At 68.9% G+C, this 21769-nt stretch carries 15 protein-coding genes; 10 read left to right on the forward strand and 5 right to left on the reverse strand.

From position 1 onward, the window contains the following. The first annotated feature begins 408 nt into the window (after window positions 1–408). On the forward strand, window positions 409–1596 hold the full coding sequence (locus D7V88_RS02875) for a hypothetical protein (protein ID WP_244237937.1): 1188 nt from the start codon (window positions 409–411) through the stop codon (window positions 1594–1596). Between the two features lie 26 nt (window positions 1597–1622). Here the strand turns inward: D7V88_RS02875 and D7V88_RS02880 are convergent, their stop codons facing one another. Then, window positions 1623–2240 carry a glutathione S-transferase family protein gene (locus tag D7V88_RS02880; protein ID WP_244237938.1) on the reverse strand — a complete coding sequence of 206 codons (618 nt, stop codon included), beginning with the start codon at window positions 2238–2240 and terminating at the stop codon, window positions 1623–1625. Continuing rightward, on the reverse strand, window positions 2240–3226 hold the full coding sequence (locus D7V88_RS02885) for an RNA polymerase sigma factor (RefSeq protein ID WP_120539041.1): 987 nt from the start codon (window positions 3224–3226) through the stop codon (window positions 2240–2242). The genes D7V88_RS02880 and D7V88_RS02885 overlap by 1 nt, the downstream gene beginning before the upstream one ends. 503 nt (window positions 3227–3729) lie before the next feature. Between D7V88_RS02885 and D7V88_RS02890 the strand changes: the two genes are divergently transcribed. Then, window positions 3730–5109 (forward strand): pyridoxal phosphate-dependent decarboxylase family protein, encoded by a 1380-nt coding sequence (locus D7V88_RS02890; RefSeq protein WP_120539079.1) that lies wholly within the window; start codon window positions 3730–3732, stop codon window positions 5107–5109. Between the two features lie 64 nt (window positions 5110–5173). Here the strand turns inward: D7V88_RS02890 and D7V88_RS02895 are convergent, their stop codons facing one another. After that, window positions 5174–6256, reverse strand: coding sequence for a Hint domain-containing protein (locus tag D7V88_RS02895; protein ID WP_147448577.1), 1083 nt, complete (start codon window positions 6254–6256; stop codon window positions 5174–5176). A 321-nt stretch (window positions 6257–6577) separates the two neighbouring features. On the opposite strand from D7V88_RS02895, the gene D7V88_RS02900 reads away from it, so the two are divergent. The 3 genes from D7V88_RS02900 to D7V88_RS02910 all read left to right on the forward strand — a co-directional run bounded on the left by D7V88_RS02900 (window position 6578) and on the right by D7V88_RS02910 (window position 11304). Next, window positions 6578–8071, forward strand: coding sequence for a hypothetical protein (locus D7V88_RS02900; protein ID WP_147448578.1), 1494 nt, complete (start codon window positions 6578–6580; stop codon window positions 8069–8071). 159 nt (window positions 8072–8230) lie between these two features. Then, window positions 8231–10987, forward strand: coding sequence for a S8 family peptidase (locus D7V88_RS02905; protein WP_158624974.1), 2757 nt, complete (start codon window positions 8231–8233; stop codon window positions 10985–10987). A gap of 86 nt (window positions 10988–11073) precedes the next feature. After that, the gene (locus D7V88_RS02910) at window positions 11074–11304 is read left to right on the forward strand and encodes a hypothetical protein (protein ID WP_120539045.1); all 231 of its coding nucleotides are present in this window, start codon (window positions 11074–11076) and stop codon (window positions 11302–11304) included. A gap of 93 nt (window positions 11305–11397) precedes the next feature. Here the strand turns inward: D7V88_RS02910 and D7V88_RS02915 are convergent, their stop codons facing one another. Next, on the reverse strand, window positions 11398–11949 hold the full coding sequence (locus D7V88_RS02915) for a DUF642 domain-containing protein (RefSeq protein WP_158624975.1): 552 nt from the start codon (window positions 11947–11949) through the stop codon (window positions 11398–11400). A 305-nt stretch (window positions 11950–12254) separates the two neighbouring features. Between D7V88_RS02915 and D7V88_RS02920 the strand changes: the two genes are divergently transcribed. Then, window positions 12255–13364 (forward strand): serine hydrolase domain-containing protein, encoded by a 1110-nt coding sequence (locus D7V88_RS02920; protein ID WP_244237939.1) that lies wholly within the window; start codon window positions 12255–12257, stop codon window positions 13362–13364. A gap of 111 nt (window positions 13365–13475) precedes the next feature. After that, entirely contained in the window at window positions 13476–14882 is a 1407-nt protein-coding gene (locus D7V88_RS02925) for a serine hydrolase domain-containing protein (protein WP_120539048.1), read from the forward strand. 71 nt (window positions 14883–14953) lie between these two features. Here D7V88_RS02925 and D7V88_RS02930 read toward each other — a convergent pair whose 3' ends face one another. After that, a complete protein-coding gene (locus tag D7V88_RS02930; protein WP_120539049.1) occupies window positions 14954–16402 on the reverse strand; it encodes a M20 family peptidase in 1449 nt (482 codons plus the stop codon). 444 nt (window positions 16403–16846) lie between these two features. On the opposite strand from D7V88_RS02930, the gene D7V88_RS44190 reads away from it, so the two are divergent. The 3 genes from D7V88_RS44190 to D7V88_RS02945 all read left to right on the forward strand — a co-directional run bounded on the left by D7V88_RS44190 (window position 16847) and on the right by D7V88_RS02945 (window position 21727). Then, on the forward strand, window positions 16847–19231 hold the full coding sequence (locus D7V88_RS44190) for an RCC1 domain-containing protein (protein ID WP_244237940.1): 2385 nt from the start codon (window positions 16847–16849) through the stop codon (window positions 19229–19231). A 320-nt stretch (window positions 19232–19551) separates the two neighbouring features. Next, window positions 19552–20523: a GNAT family N-acetyltransferase gene (locus D7V88_RS02940; RefSeq protein WP_244237941.1), complete on the forward strand. Its 972-nt coding sequence runs from the start codon at window positions 19552–19554 to the stop codon at window positions 20521–20523. A gap of 157 nt (window positions 20524–20680) precedes the next feature. Further along, window positions 20681–21727: an acyltransferase family protein gene (locus D7V88_RS02945; RefSeq protein ID WP_158624976.1), complete on the forward strand. Its 1047-nt coding sequence runs from the start codon at window positions 20681–20683 to the stop codon at window positions 21725–21727. The last annotated feature ends 42 nt before the right edge of the window (window positions 21728–21769 follow it).

Genomic DNA, 21769 nt, shown 5'->3' on the forward strand with positions numbered 1-21769 from the left:
GACATGGGCCTGGGGTAGCACGTCCGGGTCCCACCGTCGCGCACGCGGTAGGGCAGGGTGGCTGACGGTGCGACCCCATCCTCTGGCCGAGGGATGGGCGCCCGCATCCAGCCAATCCAAGGAGCGGTCGCGCAGGATGGAAGGGGGGCGTCTCCACTTTCGACAAAATCCCCGCGCCGAAGCCGGTGCTGAACGCTTCGTCTGTCCAAGGCTTCACGGCACGGTTTCCAGGCCCGGCCTCTGGGGGCACTGGTGCGTCCTGTCCTGGAAGCGCGTCCGTCCCCTTGGGGGCGTTGGGACGGCCCCTGGGCGCCCCTAGCCTCAGAGGCCCGTTGAACCGACCAAAGGCCCCTGATGTCGAACCCCCATCGCCCATGCCGCTCTCGTTTCGCCAGGCACCCGGTCCTGTTGCTTGCCCTGCTGTGCGTCGCATGCGGGGTCGCGGGCAGGATCGAAGACCCGGAGCAGGTCCTCCTTCCCGGGGAGACAGCGCCCCCGCCCGCGGAGGAGCCGATTCCTCCGGCTTCGATTCCGACTCCGCCTCCGGTGCCTCCGGCCCCCGCCGGGCTTCGCTCCGTCGCGGCCTGGGAGCGGCTGTTCCTGGCGGAGTGGGGGCGTGCGCACACCCGGGACTTCCTGAGCTGGAGCAACTCGCGCGACAGTTGGAACTTCTACAACCTCGCCTATGGCATCGACGCCAACACCGCGATGTACCGGGCCACCGGGAAGAAGCAGTACCTGGACCGGGCGCTGCTCTACGTCAACAACCTGGTGGCCTCCGCCTCGCGCTCCTCGGTGCTCCCCCAGAGCCAGTTCAAGGACGGGTATCTGGGCTGGGCCTCGGCGCTCTCCCAGCCTCCGGGGCAGGAGGTGCCGTTGTATGAGAGCTATTGCTGGCGCTACGTGACACGGATGCTGCGCGTCATCCGCGAGACGCCCGAACTCTACACCGCCGATGTCTACCGCTCTCAATACGAGCGGCTGCTGGCGTTCTCGGAGAAGAACGTCTTCGACAAGTGGTTCCATCGGGGAGCGAACGACAACCTCTATCGCAACCGCACGCACATGGCCGCGCACTGGGCGTTCATCGCCATGGACCTGTCGAGGATGACCACGGACTCCGAGCGGAAGGCCCGCTATCTGGAGGTCTTCGACAACATCAACCAGGGCCTGCCCAACTTCCCGTCGTCCCTGCGCGCGCAGATGGAGCTCAACCCCGACCACCCGACGGCCTACATCTGGAATGACCGGTGGGGCTTGAACACCCAGCCCGGCCAGGATGTGGCGCACGCAAACGGCGTCATCGCCTTCGTCGTCGAAGCGAACGAAGCGGGCATGACGTGGACGGACAATGACCTCCACCGGTTCCTCGTGATGCTCGACACCGTCATCTGGCCCGCAGCCGGGGTGTATGCGCAGTACGTGGATGGTTCAGGGGAGGGGGATGGCTGGTTCAACGACGGGCTGATGAAGCTCGGACGCTACGACATCGAACTCCAGCGGCGGTTGGAAGGGCATACCGTCGGGCGCAACGGCCAGTTCTTCGCCAACGGAGCGCTCAACGTGCGGCTGCTGTCCGAGCAGGCCGCGCAGTAGGTCGCGCGGCCTGCCCGGGAGGGCGTCTATTTCACGGGGAAGAGGTGCAGGTAGGGCCTCGCCTCCTCGAAGACGCGCGCGACCGGGGGCCGTGCGAGGAGCCGCTCGAAGTACGCGGTGAGATGCGGGTGCTGGAGGGGCTCGATGCGGACCGCGTAGAAGAGCGCGGGGGCGGCGGCGCAGTCGGCGAGCGTGAACGCGTCGCCGGCCGCCCACGTCCTGCCGCGCAGGCGTGCATCGAGGACACCGTATGCGGTGCGCAGTGTGTCCCGTGCGCGCTCGACCCCGAGCACGTCGTGTGCGCCTTCGGGCCGCAGCCGGTCGGTGACGATCTTGCCCACCGGCTCGTTCACGTGCAGGTCGAACACCCGGTCGAGGAACCTGCACTCCAGGGCTGTCTCCCGGTCAGTGGGGATGAGCCCCGGGCCCAGGTGCTCGACGATGATGCTCGACTCGGCGACGACGCGGCCGTCGTCCTCGAGCACCGGGAAACGGCAGAACGGCCAGAGACGCGCGAGCGCCTCGCGGTCGTTCGCTGCGCCAAGGTCCACGAAGCGTCGTTCGAACGGCAGCCCGAGTTCGTAGAGCGCGACGAGCACCTTCTGGCAGAACGACGAGAGCGGGTGGAAGTGGAGCGTTCGCATCAGCAGGCTCCGTCGATCCAGAAGCGGTGGCCGTTGGAGCGGAACGGCACTCCAAGCTCCGTGCACACCTCCGCGATCAGGTCCGGGTTGAAGAAGTAGTTGGCCAGGTGCGCGACGCGGCCCTCCTCGATGCGTACACGGGTGAGCGCGCGCACGGCCTCTCCGTCCGCGTGCGAATACCAGTGCAGGAGGACCTGCCCGCCACGGTGCTCGCGGGCTTCCACGCGCGGCGCGACATTGCGCGCGCCCTGGATGAAGCGCGGCTCGATGCCGCCGCGCCGCTCGGCGTCCACCAATCGCGCGACACCGAAGAGCATGCCGTACAGCACGGTGCGCCGTGCCGCCTCCGGGCCGTACTGCGTCGTCGCCCCCACCACCTCGACGATGGCGCTGTCGAGCAGGAGCGCTGTGAGCGCATCCAGGTCTCCCGCGTTGAAGGCGGCGCAGAAGGCGTCCAGGGCTCCCGGGGCGGGCGCGCGCGTCGGCGACACCTCGGGGTCCGCGAGCTTGCCGCGTCCTCGGTGCAGCGCCGCCTTCACCGCTCCGGTCGTCGTCGAGAGCGTCTCCGCGATGTCCTCCAGCGAGAGGTCGAAGACGTCCTTGAGCACCACCGCCGCGCGCTCCTGGGGCGCGAGCCGCACGAGCAGCGTCCCGGCCGCCTCACGCGTCGGGCGAGGGTCCGCCTGAACCGGCGCGGCCTCCGCGGGCGCGTCCTCCGGCCGCATCCGGCGCGCGCGGTCGATCCACAGGTTCGTGGCGACGCGCAGCAACCACGCGCGAGGGTTGGGCGGTGCGGCGCCCAGTTGGCCGAGCGTGACGAAGGCTCGCGCGAGGGCGTCCTGGGTCAGGTCCTCGGCATCCCACGGGCTGCGGGTGAGGTAGCGGCTGTAGCGGAAGAGCTCGGAACGGTGGGGTTCGTAGACGTCGAGGAAGTGCTGCCACGAGCTGCGCAGCGTCGTCGGGAGTGGGTCTGGCGGTGGGGTCATGCTGGGAGAACGGATGGGGGCACCGGAAGGATACGTCCCCCTGCCCAACCCAGCGACGTGAGGACTTCTCCACCTTGGCCCACAGCGCGGCGCTCTCTCGCGTCGACCCGGGTCCGGCGACGTCGAGGACGCACGCGGGCTCGGAGGGGAGATGGCGGCGTTCTCGCCCGTCGACCCGGGTACGGGGTCCACATCCGGCGGTTTCACCCGACATCGAGGATGCACCGGGCTCCGTGGAGGGTGGGATGCTGGAGCAGAGGGGCAGTGGAGCGCATCGGCCGGATGCCTCATGGGCGGCGGGCCGGGCCGATGGCGCCGTGGCGATCGTCCCCCTCCGCGCTCCGAGGAGGGGGCGGGGCCTCCAGGCGCTTGGGGGCCGAGGGCTCGCGCGACAGCGGACGAAGGCGCCAATGCGCTCGCACGTTCTTCCGGGGCTGACGCATGATTCAGAAATCCTCCCTCGCCCCGTCCCTCTGCCTGAGGGCGCAGGGCCCCTGGTGACCATGAGCGACGTCCTCTCCCGTGATCTCTCCCGGCTCCCGGACCTGCTCGAACAGGCCCGCGCGAGCGCCGTCGAGTTCCTCACCGCCTTGCCCGAGCGCCCCGCGGGCATTCGCCCCGCGCCGCCCGAGCCGCTCGGGCTGCCCGACGCGGGCCTTGGCGCCGAGGACGCGCTCGCGCTCTTCCGCCGCCGCTACGAGGCAGGGCTCTCCGGCTCCGCGGGGCCGCGCTACCTTGGCTTCGTCACCGGCGGCACCACGCCCGCGGCGCTCGTGGGCGACTGGCTCGTCTCCGCGTACGACCAGAACCTGAGCAACGGCGGCGACTCGCTCGCCACCAGCGTGGAGCGCGAGGCGTTGGGCCTTCTGCGCTCCCTCTTCGGTCTGCCCGACGCCTTCGAGGGCGCCTTCGTGAGCGGCGCGACGGCGGCGAACCTCGTCTCGCTGGCCACCGCGCGGCAGTGGGCGATGGAGCGGCTGGGCCATGACGTGAGTGAGGAGGGGCTGTGGGGGCTGCCTCGGCTCGCGGTGCTGGGCGGCGCGCCGCACGCGAGCGTGCTCAAGGCGCTCTCCATCCTCGGCATGGGCCGACGCGTGGTGCAGGACGTCCCGTGCCTCCCGGACCGGCCCGTCATGGATCCGAAGGCGTTGGATGCGCGACTCGCGGCACTCGGCGGCGCCCCGGCCATCGTCCTCGCGGGCGCGGGGGAGGTGAACACCGGGGACTTCGACGACCTGGAAGCGGTGGGGCAGGTGTGCCGCCGCCACGGGGCCTGGCTGCACGTGGACGCCGCCTTCGGCATCTTCGCCGCCTGCAGCCCGGCGCACGCGCACCTGCTGCGGGGGCTCGCGCACGCGGACTCGATCGCGGCCGACGGGCACAAGTGGCTCAACGTCCCCTACGACTCCGGCATCGTCTTCACGCGCCACCTCGTGCAGCAGGAGCGCGTCTTCCGCGCGATGGCCGCCTACCTGGGGGCGGGGCCGGACCTGCTGCACCGCACGCCGGAGAACTCACGCCGCTTCCGCGCGCTGCCCGCGTGGATGACGCTCATGGCCTACGGGCGCGACGGGCACCGCGCCCTCGTCGAGCGCTGCTGCGCGCTCGCCCACGGACTGGGAGAGGGACTCGCTGCCTCCCCGCAGTACGCGCTGCTCGCCCCGGTGACGCTGAACATCGTCTGCTTCGCGCTGCGCTCGGGGGACGCCGCGCGGCGCGACCGCCTCCTCGCGGCGTTGCAGGCCGACGGGCGCGTGCACTTCACCCCCACTCAGTACGCCGGTCGCCCCGGCCTGCGCGCGGCGTTCTCCAACTGGCGCACGGGGGAGGCGGACCTCCCCGTCATCCTCGCGGCGCTGGAAGCCGCCGCCTCCGGCGCCTGACACGGGGCTCACCGCGGTTGAGGCGAGGAGCCGCGGCAGGCCCTCGGGTTCTGTCTGGAGTGCGCTACCTCGGGAGCACTGACGCGGGAATGCCGCGGAAGAGCAGGACCCGGTTCATGTACCCCACGTCCTCGCTCTGGAAGCGCGCGGAGCCCACCAGGAAGCCCTGCGCCACCAGGACGTTGGCGACCCGCTCCCGTGACTCCGGCTTCACGTTGTAGACCTTACCGAAGTGGGAGGTCTTCTCGACGGAGACAATGACGTCCGGTGTGCCGTCCCTTCGCAGCAGCTCGTCGCCTACCTGGAGCGTCTGCGCTTGCACCAGTCGGCCCTCACTGGTGATGACCGGGTGCTCGTGGGTGACACGCAGCGTCCCACCGGACTTCGTGCGGAGCTCGAAGAGGACGTGTCTGGCGTCGCGAATCTCCGTGACGTAGCTGAATACCTTGCCCTGCTGAAGCGACAGCTCCTCGAGCGTGGCGTCTGGATGGAGGGTGAGAATGTCCTCGCGGCCCTGCTGCATGGCCTCGACGATGTTCACCTCTCCCGTGCTGAACTCCAGGCGCTGGTCCGGCGCGTAGCAGGCAGACTCGCAATAGGCGACGACGAAGAAGTCGCTCGTCCACCGCTGCGTCCCGGCCTTGTCCGTATAGAGATCGCAGTCAGCCAGGGTGGGGGAGGGGAAGAGCTGGGTGCCGCCGCCCGTCACGGGCGTGTTCTCGAACGAAGGGTACAACGGACGCACTCGCGGCGAATAGTGAGACCATTTCCAGTAATTGCTGGTCGGGCGTCCCATGGGCTCACGAAAGACCGAATACAGCGGCGTGGATTCGAAGAGCGCGTAGGCATGGTAGTAGTTGACGTTGTACTGATGGATGTTGCCCGTGTATGCGCGGCTGGTGTTGAACTCCTTGTAGTCCTTCGCCCATGCGAAGCTCGTGTCGAAGGCCTTGTTGGACACCATCCAGGATTCTGGCCCCGCAGGATTGAGATTGCGCGTCAGCGCGCACCTGCGTGCCCACTCGATGCGGGCAATGGCCTGTTCCGGTTCCAGGTCATCCGTGCTGCAGCGCCACTCCTGTGTCGGCTCCGCGCCCGCCAGGCCGGGAACGAAGAGGAGCGCCGCCGCATTCAGCAAGTACCTCAAGAGTGGATTTCTCATGGGCCCGTCGATGAAAACACCGTGAGTGAAGGAAGACAGCGCCGCCAGAACAGGCACGTTGCCTCAAGTCTTCGCAGCCCGTCCAGGGCCCGACCCTGACAGGACTTGCTTGACTAGTCATACTTTCCGTGAAATCCTGGTGTCTCCCACAAGAAGGGCGGCGGATGCAGTCGCCGACCTGAGCGGACCGTCCCGGGTCCCTGACGTGGGTATCGCCGCCGCAGACCCGACTGCTGAGAGGAAGGCCCTGATGCCCTCGCGTGAGAGGGGGTGGCAGGCGTCTTTTGCTGTTCACGTGAGGGGAGAATGATGAAGTCATACGCGAAGCAGTTGCCGTGGTGCGTGATGGCACTGATTCTGGTCGGATGTGGGCGCGACGTGATGCCAGAGCCGCAGGCGCCTGCCGTAACGCGGACGGCCAAGCAGGGCATCATCGCCGCCTGTCCTTTCAACTCACCGGTCCTCGACATGGAAAAGTCCCTGGTGGTCCGGGACCTTTCAGTTGTGAACGACCCGTGCCGCACCCAGTCTCCATGGACCGGCACCGCGTCGTGTGCAAGCCCCAGCAGCAAGGGGCAGTGGAACTTCGGCTATCTGATGTCGCAGATCGCGGGCAACAAGGACGCCGCGGGCACGTCGGACTTCGTGCTGAAGTGGCTCAACACCTGGATGACCGATCAGGTCGTCAATGGCCATGTGATGGGGGCCCGGACCGGGATGCTCAGCGGCAATCCCACGGGGATGGGAAAGTTCATCAAGACGTGGCGGGACAAGAGCTTCTGCCCCGCGAGTGGCGCGTGCACGCTCGACTTCAATCAGGCTCCGTTCCGGCTGCTGGCTATCGTCAATCGCGTGGACCTGAGTGGGAATGCCTATGGTTCGGACAGCCCTGGCGAACTGCGCTTCGTCTTCGGCTTCGTCGACCTCAACGGGCTCGCTTCGGCCACCAACGGAGCGATGAAGGCGACGGTCATCCTCGAGTACAAGCTGACCCCTCACAACGACGCTTTCGGCTGGGCGGATGATTGGTATTCGCTCGCGGCTCGCGGGTGGGGAGAGCCCTTCAACGTCGCACTGGGGCAGCTCACGACCCGGGTGACCCAGTACAACCCGGGCGTGGTCTCCGGTGGCTCCGCGCTCAGCCAGGCGCGCACCAATGAGATCGAGTTCGACACCAACACGCTTGCGAACAGGGTGTGGGAGCTGCGCGAGCAGAAGCGCGACTGTTCCACGGGCACCTGCCTGTTGCGTCCCGACACGGTCAAGCTGACCCCTGACAGCCTTTACAACAAGAGCGGCTCGTTGGATGGGTATCTGCTGGCCAACGCGGGGCTCATCAATGCAGAGGACTTGAGCACCCTGCCCGCGGTCATGGTGGGAGGTGCCTCCCGGTCCCCCGGAGCGCAGACGCTGCAACTGGTCTGGGATTTGACGGATGGGGCCCAGGGCAGCTACCAGCAGAACGGTGGCACGTTCGCGACGAACACCCGACACCTGTTCGCGCTGCAGACCTGCAACGGCTGCCACTACGCGGAGACGCATTCCTCCAACTTCCACGTCGCGCCGCGCTCCATCAACATGCGGGCCGCGCTTTCGAGGTTCGTCGCGCCTACCAACGATCAGGGCTCGCTGGAGGCGAACAGCTGGGACCTGTCCCAGCCTCTCCAATACCACACCTTCACCGACCCGGTGGACTTCGAGGATCGGCAGTACAACGACCTGTGGCGCCGTCAGTGTGAGATGCAGCGCCTGCTGAGATTCATTCCTGAGCCGCTCTTCAAGCCCAGCGGCGGTCACTGATGTCGGAGCTGGGCGGCGCTTCCAGGCGCCGCCCCTGCTCGCGTCGGGATGGGAAGAGGGAACTGGCGGCTGGTGGACCCTGGCTGGGGTCCGCCGCCGCTGACGGGTTCCGTCGTGGAGTGTCGTTGCAGCCCTTCATTTGTGAGGAGCTTCTTGGTCATGACGTACCGTGTCCGGCGGGAACGCGGATGGCGCGCGGTGGGAAGGGTGGGCCTGGTCCTGGGGTTGTTCGCGCTCCAGGGGTGCGACAGCAAGGAGGCCGAGGGAGCCCGTGGTTCCCCTCAGCCCCCCCCGGTGCTCCAGCGCGTGGAAGGCGAGCTGCTGGTGCGCTTCCGGGAGAAGGACTCCCCCTCCGCGATGTCCGCGACGAGCGCCGCATGGGGCGCGAAGGTCGTCCATGGGTACACGTCCCTGCCCGGCCTGCGAGTCGTCCGGCTGCCACCGGGCACGGACCTGGAACGGGCGCTCGCGGCCTATCGGCTCGATCCTGGGGTGCTCTACGCCGGGTACAACTCCATCTACTCCAGCAACAGCGACGTGCCGAACGACCCGGAGTTCGAACGTCTCTGGAGCCTGCGGAACACGGGGCAGTCCGGAGGGCTCACGGGGGCGGACATCCAGGCGGCTGGCGCCTGGGGTGTCACCACGGGCAGCAGTGATGTGGTGCTGGCCACCATCGACAGTGGCATCGACTACACCCATCCGGACCTGGCCGCGAACGTCTGGACCAATCCGGCGGAGATCCCCGGCAACGGGCTTGATGATGACCGCAATGGCTACATCGATGATGTGCATGGCATCAACGCCATTGGAGCGGGCTCGGGGGACCCCATGGATGATGGCAACCATGGGACGCACGTCGCGGGCATCCTGGGCGCGGTGGGCGGCAACAACCTGGGGGTGACGGGCGTCAACTGGAAGGTGAAGATCCTCGCCTGCAAGTTCCTCGACAGCGCGGGCAATGGGGTGGAGTCGGATGCGCTCAAGTGCCTGGACTACTTCCTGGGCTTGAAGACTCGTGCTGCGCACCCGGTCAACATCGTCGCCACCAACAATTCGTGGAGCTGCCGGACGCGGAGCTGCAACTCCCCCGCGATGCGGGATGCCATCGCTCGGCACATGACGGCGGGGATGCTGTTCGTGGCGGCAGCCGGCAATGTGAACGCCAACATCGACGTCGCGGAGAGCTGGCCCGCCCGGCACGATCTGCCCAACATCCTCGCGGTCGCGGCCACGGACCGGAAGGATGCGCGCTGGGGGCTGTCCAGCTTCGGCCCACAGACCGTGGCCCTGGGGGCGCCGGGGGTGGAGATCCTCAGCACGGTTCCTGGCGGCCTCTACCGCGCCTTCAGTGGTACCTCCATGGCCTCGCCGCACGTCACCGGCGTCGCCGGCCTGCTCGCGGCCCAGGACCCCACGCGGGACTGGAAGGCCATCAAGAACCTTCTCCTTGCGGGGGGCCAGGCGGTGCCGAGTCTGGCCAACGTGACGCTGACCGGCCGGCGCCTGCGGGCCTGGGGACCCCAGAGGGACGGCGCGCTGAACTGTGACAGGCAGTTGCTCACCCGGAGGCTGAAGCCCCTGCTGTCCTCCAGCCGCCTCACGCTCGTCGTCGGCGGCTCCCTGCCCGTCGCGGTGCTGAACATCAATTGTGCCGCGCCGGGGGGCGAGGTGGTCGTGACGGTGGCCGGCCGGGGTCCGGCGGTCCTCCGGCTGCTGGATGATGGCGCGGGGGATGATCAGGCCGCTGGCGATGGCATCTACACGGCGCGGTTCATCCCGAGGGACGCGGGCTCCTACGCACTGGGCTTCCCGGGAGGGGAGACCGTCTTCGTGGACGTGCTCAGACCCTATCTCTCCGTGGAGGAGCGGCCCTCCACCTATGAAGTGATGACCGAGGACGCGGTCCGCCTCGATGACGCGGGCGACGAGACGGTCAGCGTCATCGGCCCGCTTCCGTTCCCCCTGCGGTTCGCCGACGTGCAGCCGGGATTCACCACGCTCCATGTGGACAGCAATGGGAGGATTGGCTTTGCCCCCGGGCTCTCGCTCGCGGCCAACTCCGCGCTTCCTGCCCCGTTCTTCTCCTCGGCGATCCTGCCGCTCTGGCAGAACCTGGAAGTACCGTCACAGCTCCCTTCGGGCCTCTTCTACGAGGTGCTGGGAGAAGCGCCCCACCGCAAGCTGGTCATCGAGTGGCGCGACGCCCTCTATGCGGGGGTCTCGTTCTCCACGCCGCTCACGTTCCAGGTGGTGTTCCTGGAGGGCAGTTCGGACATTGCCTTCAATTATGCCAACGTCCTTCTCGGCTCGGACGAGTACCCGGAGATCGACAATGGAGGCGCGGCCACGGTGGGCATCCAGACGGCCCCGTCGGCGGCGCTGCAGTTCAGTCATCTCGCTCCCAGTCTGAGCAACGGAACCAGCCTGCTGTTCAGGACGTCCTTGCCACACCCTTCGCCCGGGCCCGTGGTCTCTGCTCCGGTCCTCGTCTCCTCGCTCCCTCGGGAGGACAGCCCCATCACCCTCCAGGCCTCCTTCCGTGACGACGGCCAGGAGACGGGGGCGTGGACGGTCGCGTGGGACTGCCACCACGATGGCGCGACCTTCAAGCCAGAGGTGGAGCAGTCAGTGGGCGCTCCCGGCAGCGTGAGCACCACCTGTGTCTACTCCAAGAGTGGGCGTTATGCCGTGGCCGTGCGTGTGACAGGCCAGGACGGTACCTCCTCCGAGGTGCTCGCGACGGTCTTCAGCGTGAGTGATGTCACCCCAGGGAGTCTGTCCTCAGGCTCGGACCCACCGCGCGAATCCGAGAGCTGTGCCTCGATGCCCTGGAGCGCCATTCCGCTTCAGGGGCTGATGCTGCTCTTGCTGACGGGACTGCTGCGCGGGAACAGGCGGGGAAGGCGTCCCTGAAGGACGGTCGCCCCTCTCTCCACCCGGGGCGACGGGAGCGGGTCTCACCTCCAGCGCGTGCGGAAGAGCCGCCATCGAAGCTGTCGATGGAAAACCGCACCACGCGCTCGGGCGCGGACACAGCAACCGCCCGGCCCACCGCCTTCGGCATCTGCGGACTGGAGCAGGAAGAGGCAGGGCAGAGCCGCATCGTGCGCGGCGGCAACTACCGCGAGAACCGGTTCGCCGCGCGCGCGGCGCATCGGTATCAGTACCCCGCGGGTTCGGGTGACATCTCCTACGGCTTCCGGCCGGTGCGCACGGTGATCAAGAAGTAGCCTGGCCGCTCATCGGCTTCACAGTGAGAAGCCCAGCAACCTCACCGGGTTGCTGGGCTTTTCCCTACGCTCGTTCAAATCTTCACGGGTGGATCACGGACCGTCCACGGTGAAGTCGTCGATGGCCAGGCCGCAGCTCACGCCGCCGGACGTGCTCTGCAGCTTGATGAGCGTGCTGGAGGTCGTCGCGGTGAAGACATACGTGCGCAGGGTCCAGCCCGGCAGCGAGTTGGAGACGCTCGCCGTGGACGGGCCGTAAGTGAGCGTCGCGTTGCGCGTGCCCGTGCAACTGGGCGGGAGCGCCACGTAGAAGCGCACCGTGTAGCCACTGCCCGCCACGGTGGAGATGGTCTGCTCGATGCTGCCCGCGCCGTAGCCGTTCAGGTCGATGGACTTGGTCCCGCTGTTCGGCGTCTTGTACGAGTTGTTCATCACCTTGATGCTGCCGCCCACGATCCAGTTGGTCAGGGTCGTCGCGCCCGTGGTGAGAACCGTGTAGTTGTAGGAGCCAGGCGGCGCCGCTTCGAAGCCACTGTTCGTGACCTTGTTGATGCCCTGCTGCACCGCGCCAACCTCCGGCGCGTCGGCCTCCTGCGACTCGGGACCGCCACAGCCCGCCAGCACGAGCCCCAAGCCCAGAGCCACGCCCCCTCGAATCCAGTGCATCATGTGCATGTTCACCTTTCGTGTTGAACCGCGGGGATTCGGCGATCCCCAAACGCCGCCGGGCCCGCGGTGCCGAGTGTCGGCGCTGTGAACATTAATCGCTCGGTGAGTGCGTGAGGAGTCCAGCGCTGAAACAGGCTGGGTTTTTCACGCCGCGAGAAGAAATGAGCCATCCTGGGGTGTGAAACACTCGGGTGGAAGTTCACACCGGCAGGTGGGGGTGACAGGAAAGCGGCGCTCCGGTGCTTCGTACGCACACTGCGGATTCACCTGGAAGGCTCTGGATGGTTACCCATCGGTTTGGTCGACGCGTGCTTGGCGTGGCGCTGTTGCTGTGGATGTCGGGTTGCGACAAGGACGAAGGCCCCGTCTGTGAGCGGCTCGCGCCCCGGTTGCAGCGCGCGCTCGAGGTGACCGTCCAGGCCGAGGACCTCCCCGGGGCCACGGCCTCGCTGCGATTCCAGGACTGCACGTGGCGGGGCTCGGCGGGCGTCTCCACGGTGGAGCCCGCCACCGGGCTCAAGGCCGAGGACCGGCTGCGCGTGGGCAGCATCACCAAGAGCTTCGTCTCCGTGGTGGCACTGCAACTCCAGGCCGAGGGAACGCTGTCCCTGGATGCGCCGCTGGCCACCTGGGTGCCGGATTTTCCCCGTGCGGACCGCATCACCGTGCGCCAGCTCCTCAACCACACGAGTGGCGCGTTCAACTACACCGACAGCCAGGCCTTCCTCACGCAGGCCGAATCGAGCCCCGGGAAGACGTGGAGCGCCGAGGAGCTCATCTCGCTGGGGGCCGCGGCTTCCCCCTCCTTTGAGCCCGGGGCGCGTTGGGAATACTCCAACACCAATTACATCCTCCTGGGCCGCATCCTCGAATCGGTGACAGGGATGCCGCTGGCGCAGCAGCTTCGCACGCGCATCCTCGTTCCCCTGGACCTGGACAGCACGGGGTTGGAGGGCGCGGAGCCGCTGCCGCCGCTCACCGTGCGGGGCCATGCGCGAGACACGCGCGATGGAGCGTGGATGGACCTCACCGACTTCATCCATCCGTCCGCGGCTGGCGCGGCCGGTGCCTTGAGCTCCAGCGCGGACGACCTCAGCGCGTTCTACCAGGCCCTCTTCGAGCGCTCATTGCTGGCCCCGGCGCAGCTCGCGCAGATGACGGACTGGGTGGCGACGCCCATCCCGGACATGCCTGGGTATGGCCTGGGGTTGGTGCGGGCCGTCACCCCGGTGGGGCCGGGCCACGGCCATGACGGAGGCATCCCCGGGTTCTCCGCCCTGGCCCTCTATCTGCCCGAGCGCAAGGCTTCGCTCGCGATGCTGACCAACCGCGAAGGAGCGGACGTGTTGCGGGTCACCGGGAGGCTGCTGGAGGTGCTCGCCACGGAGTGAGGCTTCAGTCTGGCCCTGGCCGGTTGTCTCGTATTGCCTTCACGCGGTGGGGGACAGGGTGCTTTTGTGGGGGGGCCGTGGGCAATGGTTGTCCAGGCGCCTGGAGTCTTCATGCGCGGTTCCCTGCAATCCATTTCATTATTCGCTGTCTTCATCCTGGGCCTGCTCACGGGTCGTCCCGCCGTGGCGCACGATTCGCTCCGAGACCGGATCGACGCCTACGTCCGCGCGGAGCAGAAGCGGCAGGGCGTGCCCGGTCTCGCCGTGGGCGTCGTGAGCCACGGCCGGGTCGTGCTGGTGAAGGGGTATGGCTCCGCGAACCTGGAGCACCAGGTCCCTGTCGGGACGGACACCCTCTTCCAGGCGGGCTCCCTGGGGAAGATGTTCACCGCGACGGCGGTGATGCTCCAGGTGGAGGCGGGCCGTGTGTCGCTGTCCGACAGCATCACGAAGTACTTCCCCGACGCGCCCGCCACCTGGGCTCCCATCACGGTGCGCCACCTGCTGACGCACACGTCGGGCCTCCAGGACCTGGATGGACAGATCGACGAGCGGAAGGACTACTCGGACGATGACTTCGCGAAGTTCCTCTACACGCTGCCGCTGGATTTCCCCGCGGGGCTGCGGTTCAGCTACAGCAATTCCGGCTACGTGCTGCTGGGCATCCTGGCGAACCGTGTCACCCAGTCCACGTACCAGGAGGTCCTGGGCCGCCAGGTGTTCAAGCCCGCGGGCATGAAGACGGCGCGTGGCATCAGCGAGGAGGACGTCATCCCGAACCGCGCGGCCGGCTACCGGATGAGCGGCGGCGTGGTGAAGAACCAGTGGTGGGTTTCACCTTCGCTCAACACGACGGGGGACGGGTCGCTCTACTTCTCCGTGAAGGACCTGCTGGCCTGGGAGGAGGTCGTGGATGAGCGCGACATCCTGTCGCGGGCGAGCTGGAGGGAGATCCTGTCGCCCGCGAAGCTCAACAGCGGGGCGACGTATCCCTATGGCTTCGGGTGGGAGGTGAAGGAGCGAAACGGCAAGCCGATGCACGCGCACACGGGGGCGTGGCAGGGGTTCACGTCGGCCTACATCCGGTTCCTGGGCGACGAGCTGTCCATCATCGTGCTGGCCAACTTGAGCCAGGCGGACCCCAGGGGCATCGCGGAAGGCATCGCGACCCTCGTCAATCCCGCGCTCGCCGTGCCGCCGCTGAAGCCCATTCCGGACCTGGAGCCGCAGGTCACCGCGCGGCTGGCGACGCTGCTCGAGCAGACCCGGGCCGGAACGTGGGACCCGGCCATGTTCGCGTACGTCCCCTGGTGGTTCGTGGCGGAGGCCGGGCCGTACTACCAGGGCGTCCTGCAAGGCCTGGGACCGGCGGGACCGCTGGTGCTGGCGAAGCGGGAGACGCGAGGCGATGACCGCTTCTACACGTACCTGGTGCGGTTTGGTTCCGCGACCTGGCGCTACACGGCGGCCTTCGTGCCGGATGGCCGCGTGTCCGCGTTCAGCTTGGATGAGAACTGACAGCAACCGCTGACACCCGTCGGCAACGGCCGCCCTGCCCAACGTGCGCGGGGCGGCCGTCCTTCCAAAGGCTAGCGCGTGATGTTGCGCAGGTACTGCGCGTAGAAGCGGATGGCCGCTGCGTGCGCCGCGACGGAGAGCCGCTCGTCGCGGCCGTGCATGCGCCCCAGGTCCTCGCGCGTCATTCGCACGGGCATGAAGCGGTACACGCTGTCGCTCAGGGGGTAGAAGTGGCGGGCGTCGGTGGCCGCGACGGTGAGGAAGGGCGCCACCAGCACGTCCGGGAACACCTGACGGATGCTGCGCTGCAATTGCCGCCAGCCTTCCGTGTCCAGGCTCGACACCGGTGAGGCCTCGTCGCCCTCGACGAGCAGCTCCACGCGCGCGTCGTCCACCACGTCGCGCACGTGGGCGCGCACGTCCTCCAGGCTGTCGCCCGGCAGCGGGCGGACGTTGAGCACCGCGCGCGCCTGCGCGGGCAGCACGTTGGGCTTGGGGCTGCCTTCGAGCATGGTGGCCGCCAGGGTGGTGCGGATGCTGGCGTTCGTGGACGGCGCCCCGGCCATCTGTCGTTCGATGAGGGGCGCGAAGAGCCACGTGTTGGCGAAGAGCAGGCGCTTGCCGAAGCCCATCTCCGGCCCCACATGTTCGAACAGCGCCCGCGTCCCGCCGCGCAGCCCGGGCTTGAAGGGGTGCTCCTCCAGCCGCACGAGGGCGCGGGCGAGGATGTTCGCGGCTGTCTGCGGCGGCGGCATGGACGCGTGCCCGCCCGAACTGCTCACCCGCAGCTCCACGCGCCCCGAGCCCTTCTCCGCCACGCCCACCAGCGCCACCGGTGCGTCCACGCCGGGCACCAGCCCCACGCCAATGGGACCTCCCTCGTCCAGCACCGATTCAAGGCGCACGCCCCGCTCGCTCAACAGCGCGGCCACGCGGGCGGCACCGTCGCGTCCGCCCACCTCCTCGTCCGCGCCGAAGGCGAGCAGCACCGTGCGGCGCGGGCGGTGGCCCTGGGCGAGCAGGCCCTCCACGGCCTCGAGGATGGCGAGCACGCTGCCCTTGTCGTCCAGCGCCCCGCGCCCCTGGATGTAGCCGTCCGCCACCACACCGCCGAAGGGAGGGTGGCTCCAGGTGGCCTCCGCCTCCGCGGGCACCACGTCCAGGTGGCCCATCAGCAGCACGGGATGCAGCTCCGGCTCCGTGCCCTTCCACGTGTAGAGGTGCGCATGCGTGCCCACCGCCTCATGACCGAGCTGCGCGTGCACGAGGGGAAACGCGGCGACGAGCTGGGCGTGCAGTGCCTGGAAGGCGGTGTCCTGCGCGCCCGTTCCGTCGGAGGCGGCGACGGTGGGGTGGCGCAGCGCCTCGGCGAGGCGGCCCGCGGCTCCGGTGGCATCCACCGAGAACGGCTCGGCGGGCTCGGCGGTCACCTGGCGCGAACCGAAGCGCAGCGTGCGGACGACAAGCGCGCCCACGAGGAGCAGCAGGAGGACCAGCAGGGCGAGGAGGACACGCTTCATCGGATGGAGACTTTCGGAGAGGGCGCCACCGAGCGTAACAGCAGGCGCGGCGCATGCGCGCTTCGCGCGGAGTCATGCCCGGGCGGAACGCAGTGGGTGCGCGGCTTCCAGGTCACCGTGACGGCGCGAGACACAGGGGTCGGGGAGTGTCTTCCCCCTCGCGCAAGACCCGGCGTTGCGTTGCCCCAAGCGCTCATCGCTGACGCGCACTGCATGAACTCAGTCCCTTCGACGCCACCCCGAATGGAGCGCCGACACCCGGTCCGTGCTGGACCGACGGCCCTCCAACGATGGCGCGATCTGGACCTGGGGCAGGGTGGTGGGGACCCAGCTTCCAAGGAGATTGCGTGCAAGTAGGGTGGCGCCGCTCCCCGACTCTTCCGTGGCGTTGTCTGGCCCCCAGGACTCGACAGGGACGCCCTTCCAGGAACAGGACGAGGACGCATGACGCCAGCAACGACGAAGTGGTGGGTTTGGGTGGTGTTCGCGGTCAGCGCCGCGTTGGCGGGTTGTCGCGGTGAACCCGCCGAGCTCGGCATCGCTCAGACGGTGGTGACGCTGCCGCTCGCGTTGAGCGCCAGCGACGTGGCCCGGGTGGAGCTGACCGTGAGCGGCGTGGGCATGAACACCCGCACGGACCTCCTGGTGAAGACAGGGCAGCAGTGGGGTGGGGTGCTGGGCAAGCTCCCCGTGGGGGAGGACCGGCGCTTCGAGGGCCGGGCCTTCGATGCGGCGGGCACCCTGCGCTTCGCTGGGACGGTGACGGGGGTCGTCATCCTCGCGGGGCAGACGACCGCGGTGACGCTGCGGCTCCAGGAGGTCGGTGCGCCAGCTCCTTTCGAGAACTCGGCCCCGTTCATCACCTCCGTGGTGGCCAGTCCATCCATCGTGGAGCCCGGAGGCGTCGTGACGCTTCAGGCAGGCGCCCAGGATCCGGACGCGGAAGGCAGTCTCACCCATGCGTGGACCGCGGCCGCCGGGCACTTCAACGCGCCTGCCAGTCCTGCCACGACGTGGACGGCGCCCGCGCAGCCGGGCCAGGTGGTGCTGACCCTGACGGTGACGGATGCGAAGGGCGCCTCGGACAGCGTCAGCCTCACGGTGACGGTGAGCACGGGGTCAGGCAGCGCCGCCGTCAACGTGACGGTGAACACCTGGCCACGGGTGGCGGGCCTGACGGCGACGCCGTCCCAGGTGGCCGTGGGCCAGACCACGTCGGTGACGGCGCTGGCGAACGACCTGGATGGTGACAGCCTGAGCTACCAGTGGACCGCGGGGTGCGCGGGAACGTGGACGAACGCAGGCTCGGCGAACGCCAGCTTCACTCCCACGGAGCTGCCTCCCGCGGGCAATGGGTGCGCCCGGTGCGCGCTGACGGTGGCGGTGGAGGATGGGAGGGGAGGGCGGTCGCGGGGCTCGCTGGGCATCTGCGTGGGGACGCCGCCGGTGGCGCGCTTCCCGCCGGAGCTGGTGGAGACGTTCCACTCCATCGCCCTCGTCCCCGCGCAGGGGGACACCGTCGTCTTCCGGGCGAGGGCTCGGGACCCGCAGGGCAGCGAGCTCACCTTCTCCTGGAGCGCGGACGCGGACGGGCTGGGCACGGCCAGCGACGGCGCGACGACGAGCGAGGTGCTCTGGACGGCGCCCTCCTGTCTTGCCTCGGGGCCGTCGCTCACGGTGACGGTGTCCGTGACCAACGCGCTGGGGTTGTCCGCCAGCGCGTCCATGGTGCTGGAGGGCGGCACGCCTTGCCCTCCTGGCCCGAGCCGCGTGGCCTTCATCGCCGCGGGAGGCGCGCACGGCCTGGTCGTGAGGCAGGATGGCACCGCGTCCGCCTGGGGCTCCAATGTCTACGGCCAGCTCGGCGACGGGACGAACGTGGACCGCCTCCTGCCCGTGCCGGCGCTGGTGCAGGGCCTCACGGGCGCCACGGCCCTGTCCGCCACCGCGTACCACACGCTCGCGCTGAAGCAGGACGGCACCGTGTGGGCCTGGGGGTACAACGACTCCGGGCAACTGGGGGATGGGACGAACGTGGATCACCCCACGCCGGCGCCGGTGCAGGGCCTCACGCAGGTCGCGGCCCTGGCGTCGGGCACCTACCACTCACTCGCGCTGAAGCAGGACGGCACCGTGTGGGCCTGGGGCCTCAACAACCTGGGGCAACTGGGAGACGGGACGACCGACAGCCGCTCGGAGCGGAGGCCGGTGCAGGGCCTCACGGGCGTCACGGCCCTGGCCGCGAGCACCTATCACTCGCTCGCGCTGAAGCAGGACGGCACCGTGTGGGCCTGGGGGTACAACAGCTCCGGACAACTGGGCGACGGGACGATCGCGAGCCACACCACGCCGGTGCGGGTGCAGGGATTGACGGGGGTGTCCGCCATCGCCGCGGGGCTCGTCCATTCGCTCGCGCTGAAGCAGGACGGCACCGTGTGGGCCTGGGGCCGGAACACCGAGGGTCAGTTGGGGGATGAGACGGTCGTGAGCCGCACGTTGCCCGTGCGGGTGCTGGGCCTGACGGGTGTCACGGCCCTGGCTTCGGGGGCCGCCCACTCCCTCGCGCTGAAGCAGGACGGCACCGCGTGGGCCTGGGGCCGCAATGATGCGGGCCAACTGGGAGATGGGACGGTCGTGAGCCGCCCGTTGCCCGTGCAGGTGCAGGGTCTGGCGACGGTGAAGGCCCTGGCCGGGGGAGATGCCCACGCGTTTGCCTTGAAGCAGGACGGTACCGTGTGGGCCTGGGGCTTCAACGGCGACGGTGCGCTCGGGGATGGCACGACGGTCGACCGGCCCACACCCGTGCGGGTGCAGGGCCTGGGGAACTGAATGGCGCTGGCGGCGGGGCGGCCTTCAGCCCCGTTCGTCCCTGACCGTCGCGGCGACTTCCGACGGCGACCGGATTCCAACATCCGGGGTGTCCCGGGGGACGTCTCCAGGGGACTTGCTGAAAGGCTACCCTGCCACGCAAACGCCAGGGTGCGTACATCCCGTTCCGCACCCTGCGTCACGACATGAAGATTCCATGTAACGACCCGGGCGGAAGGTCCGTGACTTCGCCTGGACCCAGTGGGAGCGGCCAGGAGTCCTGGCTGCTCGGCGCAGTCGCGGACGTGGGCAGGGCCAGGGGGAGCGCAGAGATGAGGGTGATGCAAGCGAAGGCAGTGCTCGTCCCGGATGAAGGGGCGTCCGCGCTGTCGGAGGACTATTTCCGTTCCGCGCACCACCTGCGGGCCGAACGGGTGACGCATACGCTCGTCATCGACGACGGGGGAGGCAACGCGCTGCGGATGCCGCTCATCGTGCGGCCCATCGAGGGAACGCCGTACCGCGATGCCATCTCTCCGTATGGGTTTCCCGGAGGCGAGGTGGACGGGCTCGGTGAGGTGCTGAAGGACGCGGTGGACTGGCGGGGACCGAAGCTCGTCAGCCTCTTCGTCCGCGAACGCGTTTCGGGCCCGCGCTGCTTCGCGGGCGGGACGGAGCGCAACGAGGTGTTCTTCATCGACCCGCGCCTGCCGGTCGAGTTCCGGGAGATGCACCTGCGGCACATCCGGCGCAACCTCCGGCTGGGCTTCGTGAGCACCGCGCGTGAGGCGCGCGAGGCGCCGCGCGAGGAACGGGAGGGCTTCAAGGACGTCTACCGGCAGACCATGGTCCGCGAAGGAGCGAGCCTCCGGTACTTCTTCTCCGACGCCTATTTCGAGGAGGTGTTCGCTTCGCCCCGCGCCTGGCTGGTGACGACGCGCTCGCCGGAGGGGCGCGTGGCCTCTGCGGCGCTGGGCGTCAGCAGTGACGGCATGCTGCACTACTACCTGGGCGGGACGGCGGATGAGCACCTGGCGCGCTCGCCGGCCAAGAATGTCTTCGGGACGCTGGTGGAGCTCTGCACGCGGCTCGGGGTCCCGCTCCATCTGGGTGGAGGCGTCCGGCCGGGGGACGGGCTCGAACAGTTCAAGCGGGGACTCGCGAACGCCAGCTCCCGCATCCAGACCCACGAGCTGATCTGCGACCCGACGGTGTATGCCCACCTGTCGGAAGGCCACACCGGCGGCGACTTCTTTCCGGCCTATCGCGCGCCAGGGATCCGAGCGGCGGTCGGGGGCGCTGTCCCCGGGTGACGCTGCTCGCGGCGGCCCCCCGACGCGAGGGCCGACGGGTGCGGAGGACGTGACACTTGCCCGAGACCGCGGGGGTCATGGTGGGGGCCCGGGGTGGCACCTACCCTCCGACACACTCCGAGCGTTGGCCGGAGGAAGTCAGGGAGGAAGAACCCGGATGAGAAGCATTGCCGCCTCGGATGCGAGCCACCCGCGCCTGGTGGAACTGGACGCGCTCCGGGGACTCGCGGCACTGGTTGTCGCGCTGTATCACTTCACCGCCGAATACAGCGACCTCTACGGGCACTCCGTTCCCCTCTGGGGAGAAGCGCGTTTCGGGAAGTATGGGGTCCAGCTCTTCTTCGCCATCAGTGGCTTCGTCATCCTGATGTCGCTGGAGCGCATCACCCGGGCCCGGGACTTCGTGTCGAGCCGCGCGGCCCGGCTCTACCCGGCCTATTGGACCGCCGTCCTGCTCACCTTCACGGTGGTGTCGCTGTTCGGGCTGCCGAACCGTGAGTTCAGCCTCCAGACGGCGCTGATCAACCTGACCATGTTTCACGAGCTTGTTCGCGTCCCGCATGTGGACACCGTGTATTGGACGCTGACCATCGAGCTGTCCTTCTATCTGTTGATGTTCCTGATCGCATACGCGCGGGCGCTTCCCAGGGTCATCCCCCTCTTCATCGTCCTGGTCTCGCTCCAGACGCTGGCCGAGCTGGCCTTCGAGGCGATGGGGATGCCCTTCGTCGCGCGCCTGGCGAGCCGGCCGCACCTGCAGTTCTTCGCGCTGGGCGTGCTGGCCTTCAAGCAGAGCCGTGGCGAGGTCTCCGTCCCCGCGGCGCTGGCGCTGGTGGGGGTCTGCTTGGCGCACGAGGTGTTCGTCGGGAGCATCGCCCCCGTGCCCGTGTTCGGGGTCGTGCTCGTCCTCACCTATGCGCTCTCCCGGGGCGCGCTGCGCTGGCTCACCTGGCGCCCCCTGCTCTTCATGGGGCTCATTTCCTATCCGTTCTACCTGGTCCACCAGAACATCGGTTACGTCATCATCCGGCGGCTCGAGGCCGCGGGTTGGCGTCCCGAGGCAGCCATCGCGGTCGCCTTCGCTGTCGGGTTCCTGCTGGCCACCGTCATCACCTATCGCATTGAGCAGCCCGCGCTGCGCGCCTACCGCCAGTTGCGGCGCAAGGCCCAGGAGCGGTCGGCTGTCTCGCCACACGTCGCATAAGGGCCCCCGTGCGCCCGACGTGGGAGCCGGGGGCGGGGGGCG

The sequence above is a fragment of the Corallococcus terminator genome, from assembly GCF_003611635.1.
GTDB classification, from domain to species: Bacteria; Myxococcota; Myxococcia; order Myxococcales; family Myxococcaceae; genus Corallococcus; species Corallococcus terminator.

Excerpts from the sequence above, each read along its gene's own strand:
- D7V88_RS02880 (WP_244237938.1), bottom strand. The coding sequence starts at position 2,240 with ATGCGAACGCTCCACTTCCACCCGCTCTCGTCGTTCTGCCAGAAGGTG.
- D7V88_RS02885 (WP_120539041.1), bottom strand. The coding sequence starts at position 3,226 with ATGACCCCACCGCCAGACCCACTCCCGACGACGCTGCGCAGCTCGTGG.
- D7V88_RS02890 (WP_120539079.1), top strand. The coding sequence starts at position 3,730 with ATGAGCGACGTCCTCTCCCGTGATCTCTCCCGGCTCCCGGACCTGCTC.
- D7V88_RS02900 (WP_147448578.1), top strand. The coding sequence starts at position 6,578 with ATGATGAAGTCATACGCGAAGCAGTTGCCGTGGTGCGTGATGGCACTG.
- D7V88_RS02905 (WP_158624974.1), top strand. The coding sequence starts at position 8,231 with ATGACGTACCGTGTCCGGCGGGAACGCGGATGGCGCGCGGTGGGAAGG.
- D7V88_RS02910 (WP_120539045.1), top strand. The coding sequence starts at position 11,074 with ATGGAAAACCGCACCACGCGCTCGGGCGCGGACACAGCAACCGCCCGG.
- D7V88_RS02920 (WP_244237939.1), top strand. The coding sequence starts at position 12,255 with ATGGTTACCCATCGGTTTGGTCGACGCGTGCTTGGCGTGGCGCTGTTG.
- D7V88_RS02925 (WP_120539048.1), top strand. The coding sequence starts at position 13,476 with ATGCGCGGTTCCCTGCAATCCATTTCATTATTCGCTGTCTTCATCCTG.
- D7V88_RS02930 (WP_120539049.1), bottom strand. The coding sequence starts at position 16,402 with ATGAAGCGTGTCCTCCTCGCCCTGCTGGTCCTCCTGCTGCTCCTCGTG.
- D7V88_RS44190 (WP_244237940.1), top strand. The coding sequence starts at position 16,847 with ATGACGCCAGCAACGACGAAGTGGTGGGTTTGGGTGGTGTTCGCGGTC.
- D7V88_RS02940 (WP_244237941.1), top strand. The coding sequence starts at position 19,552 with ATGCAAGCGAAGGCAGTGCTCGTCCCGGATGAAGGGGCGTCCGCGCTG.
- D7V88_RS02945 (WP_158624976.1), top strand. The coding sequence starts at position 20,681 with ATGAGAAGCATTGCCGCCTCGGATGCGAGCCACCCGCGCCTGGTGGAA.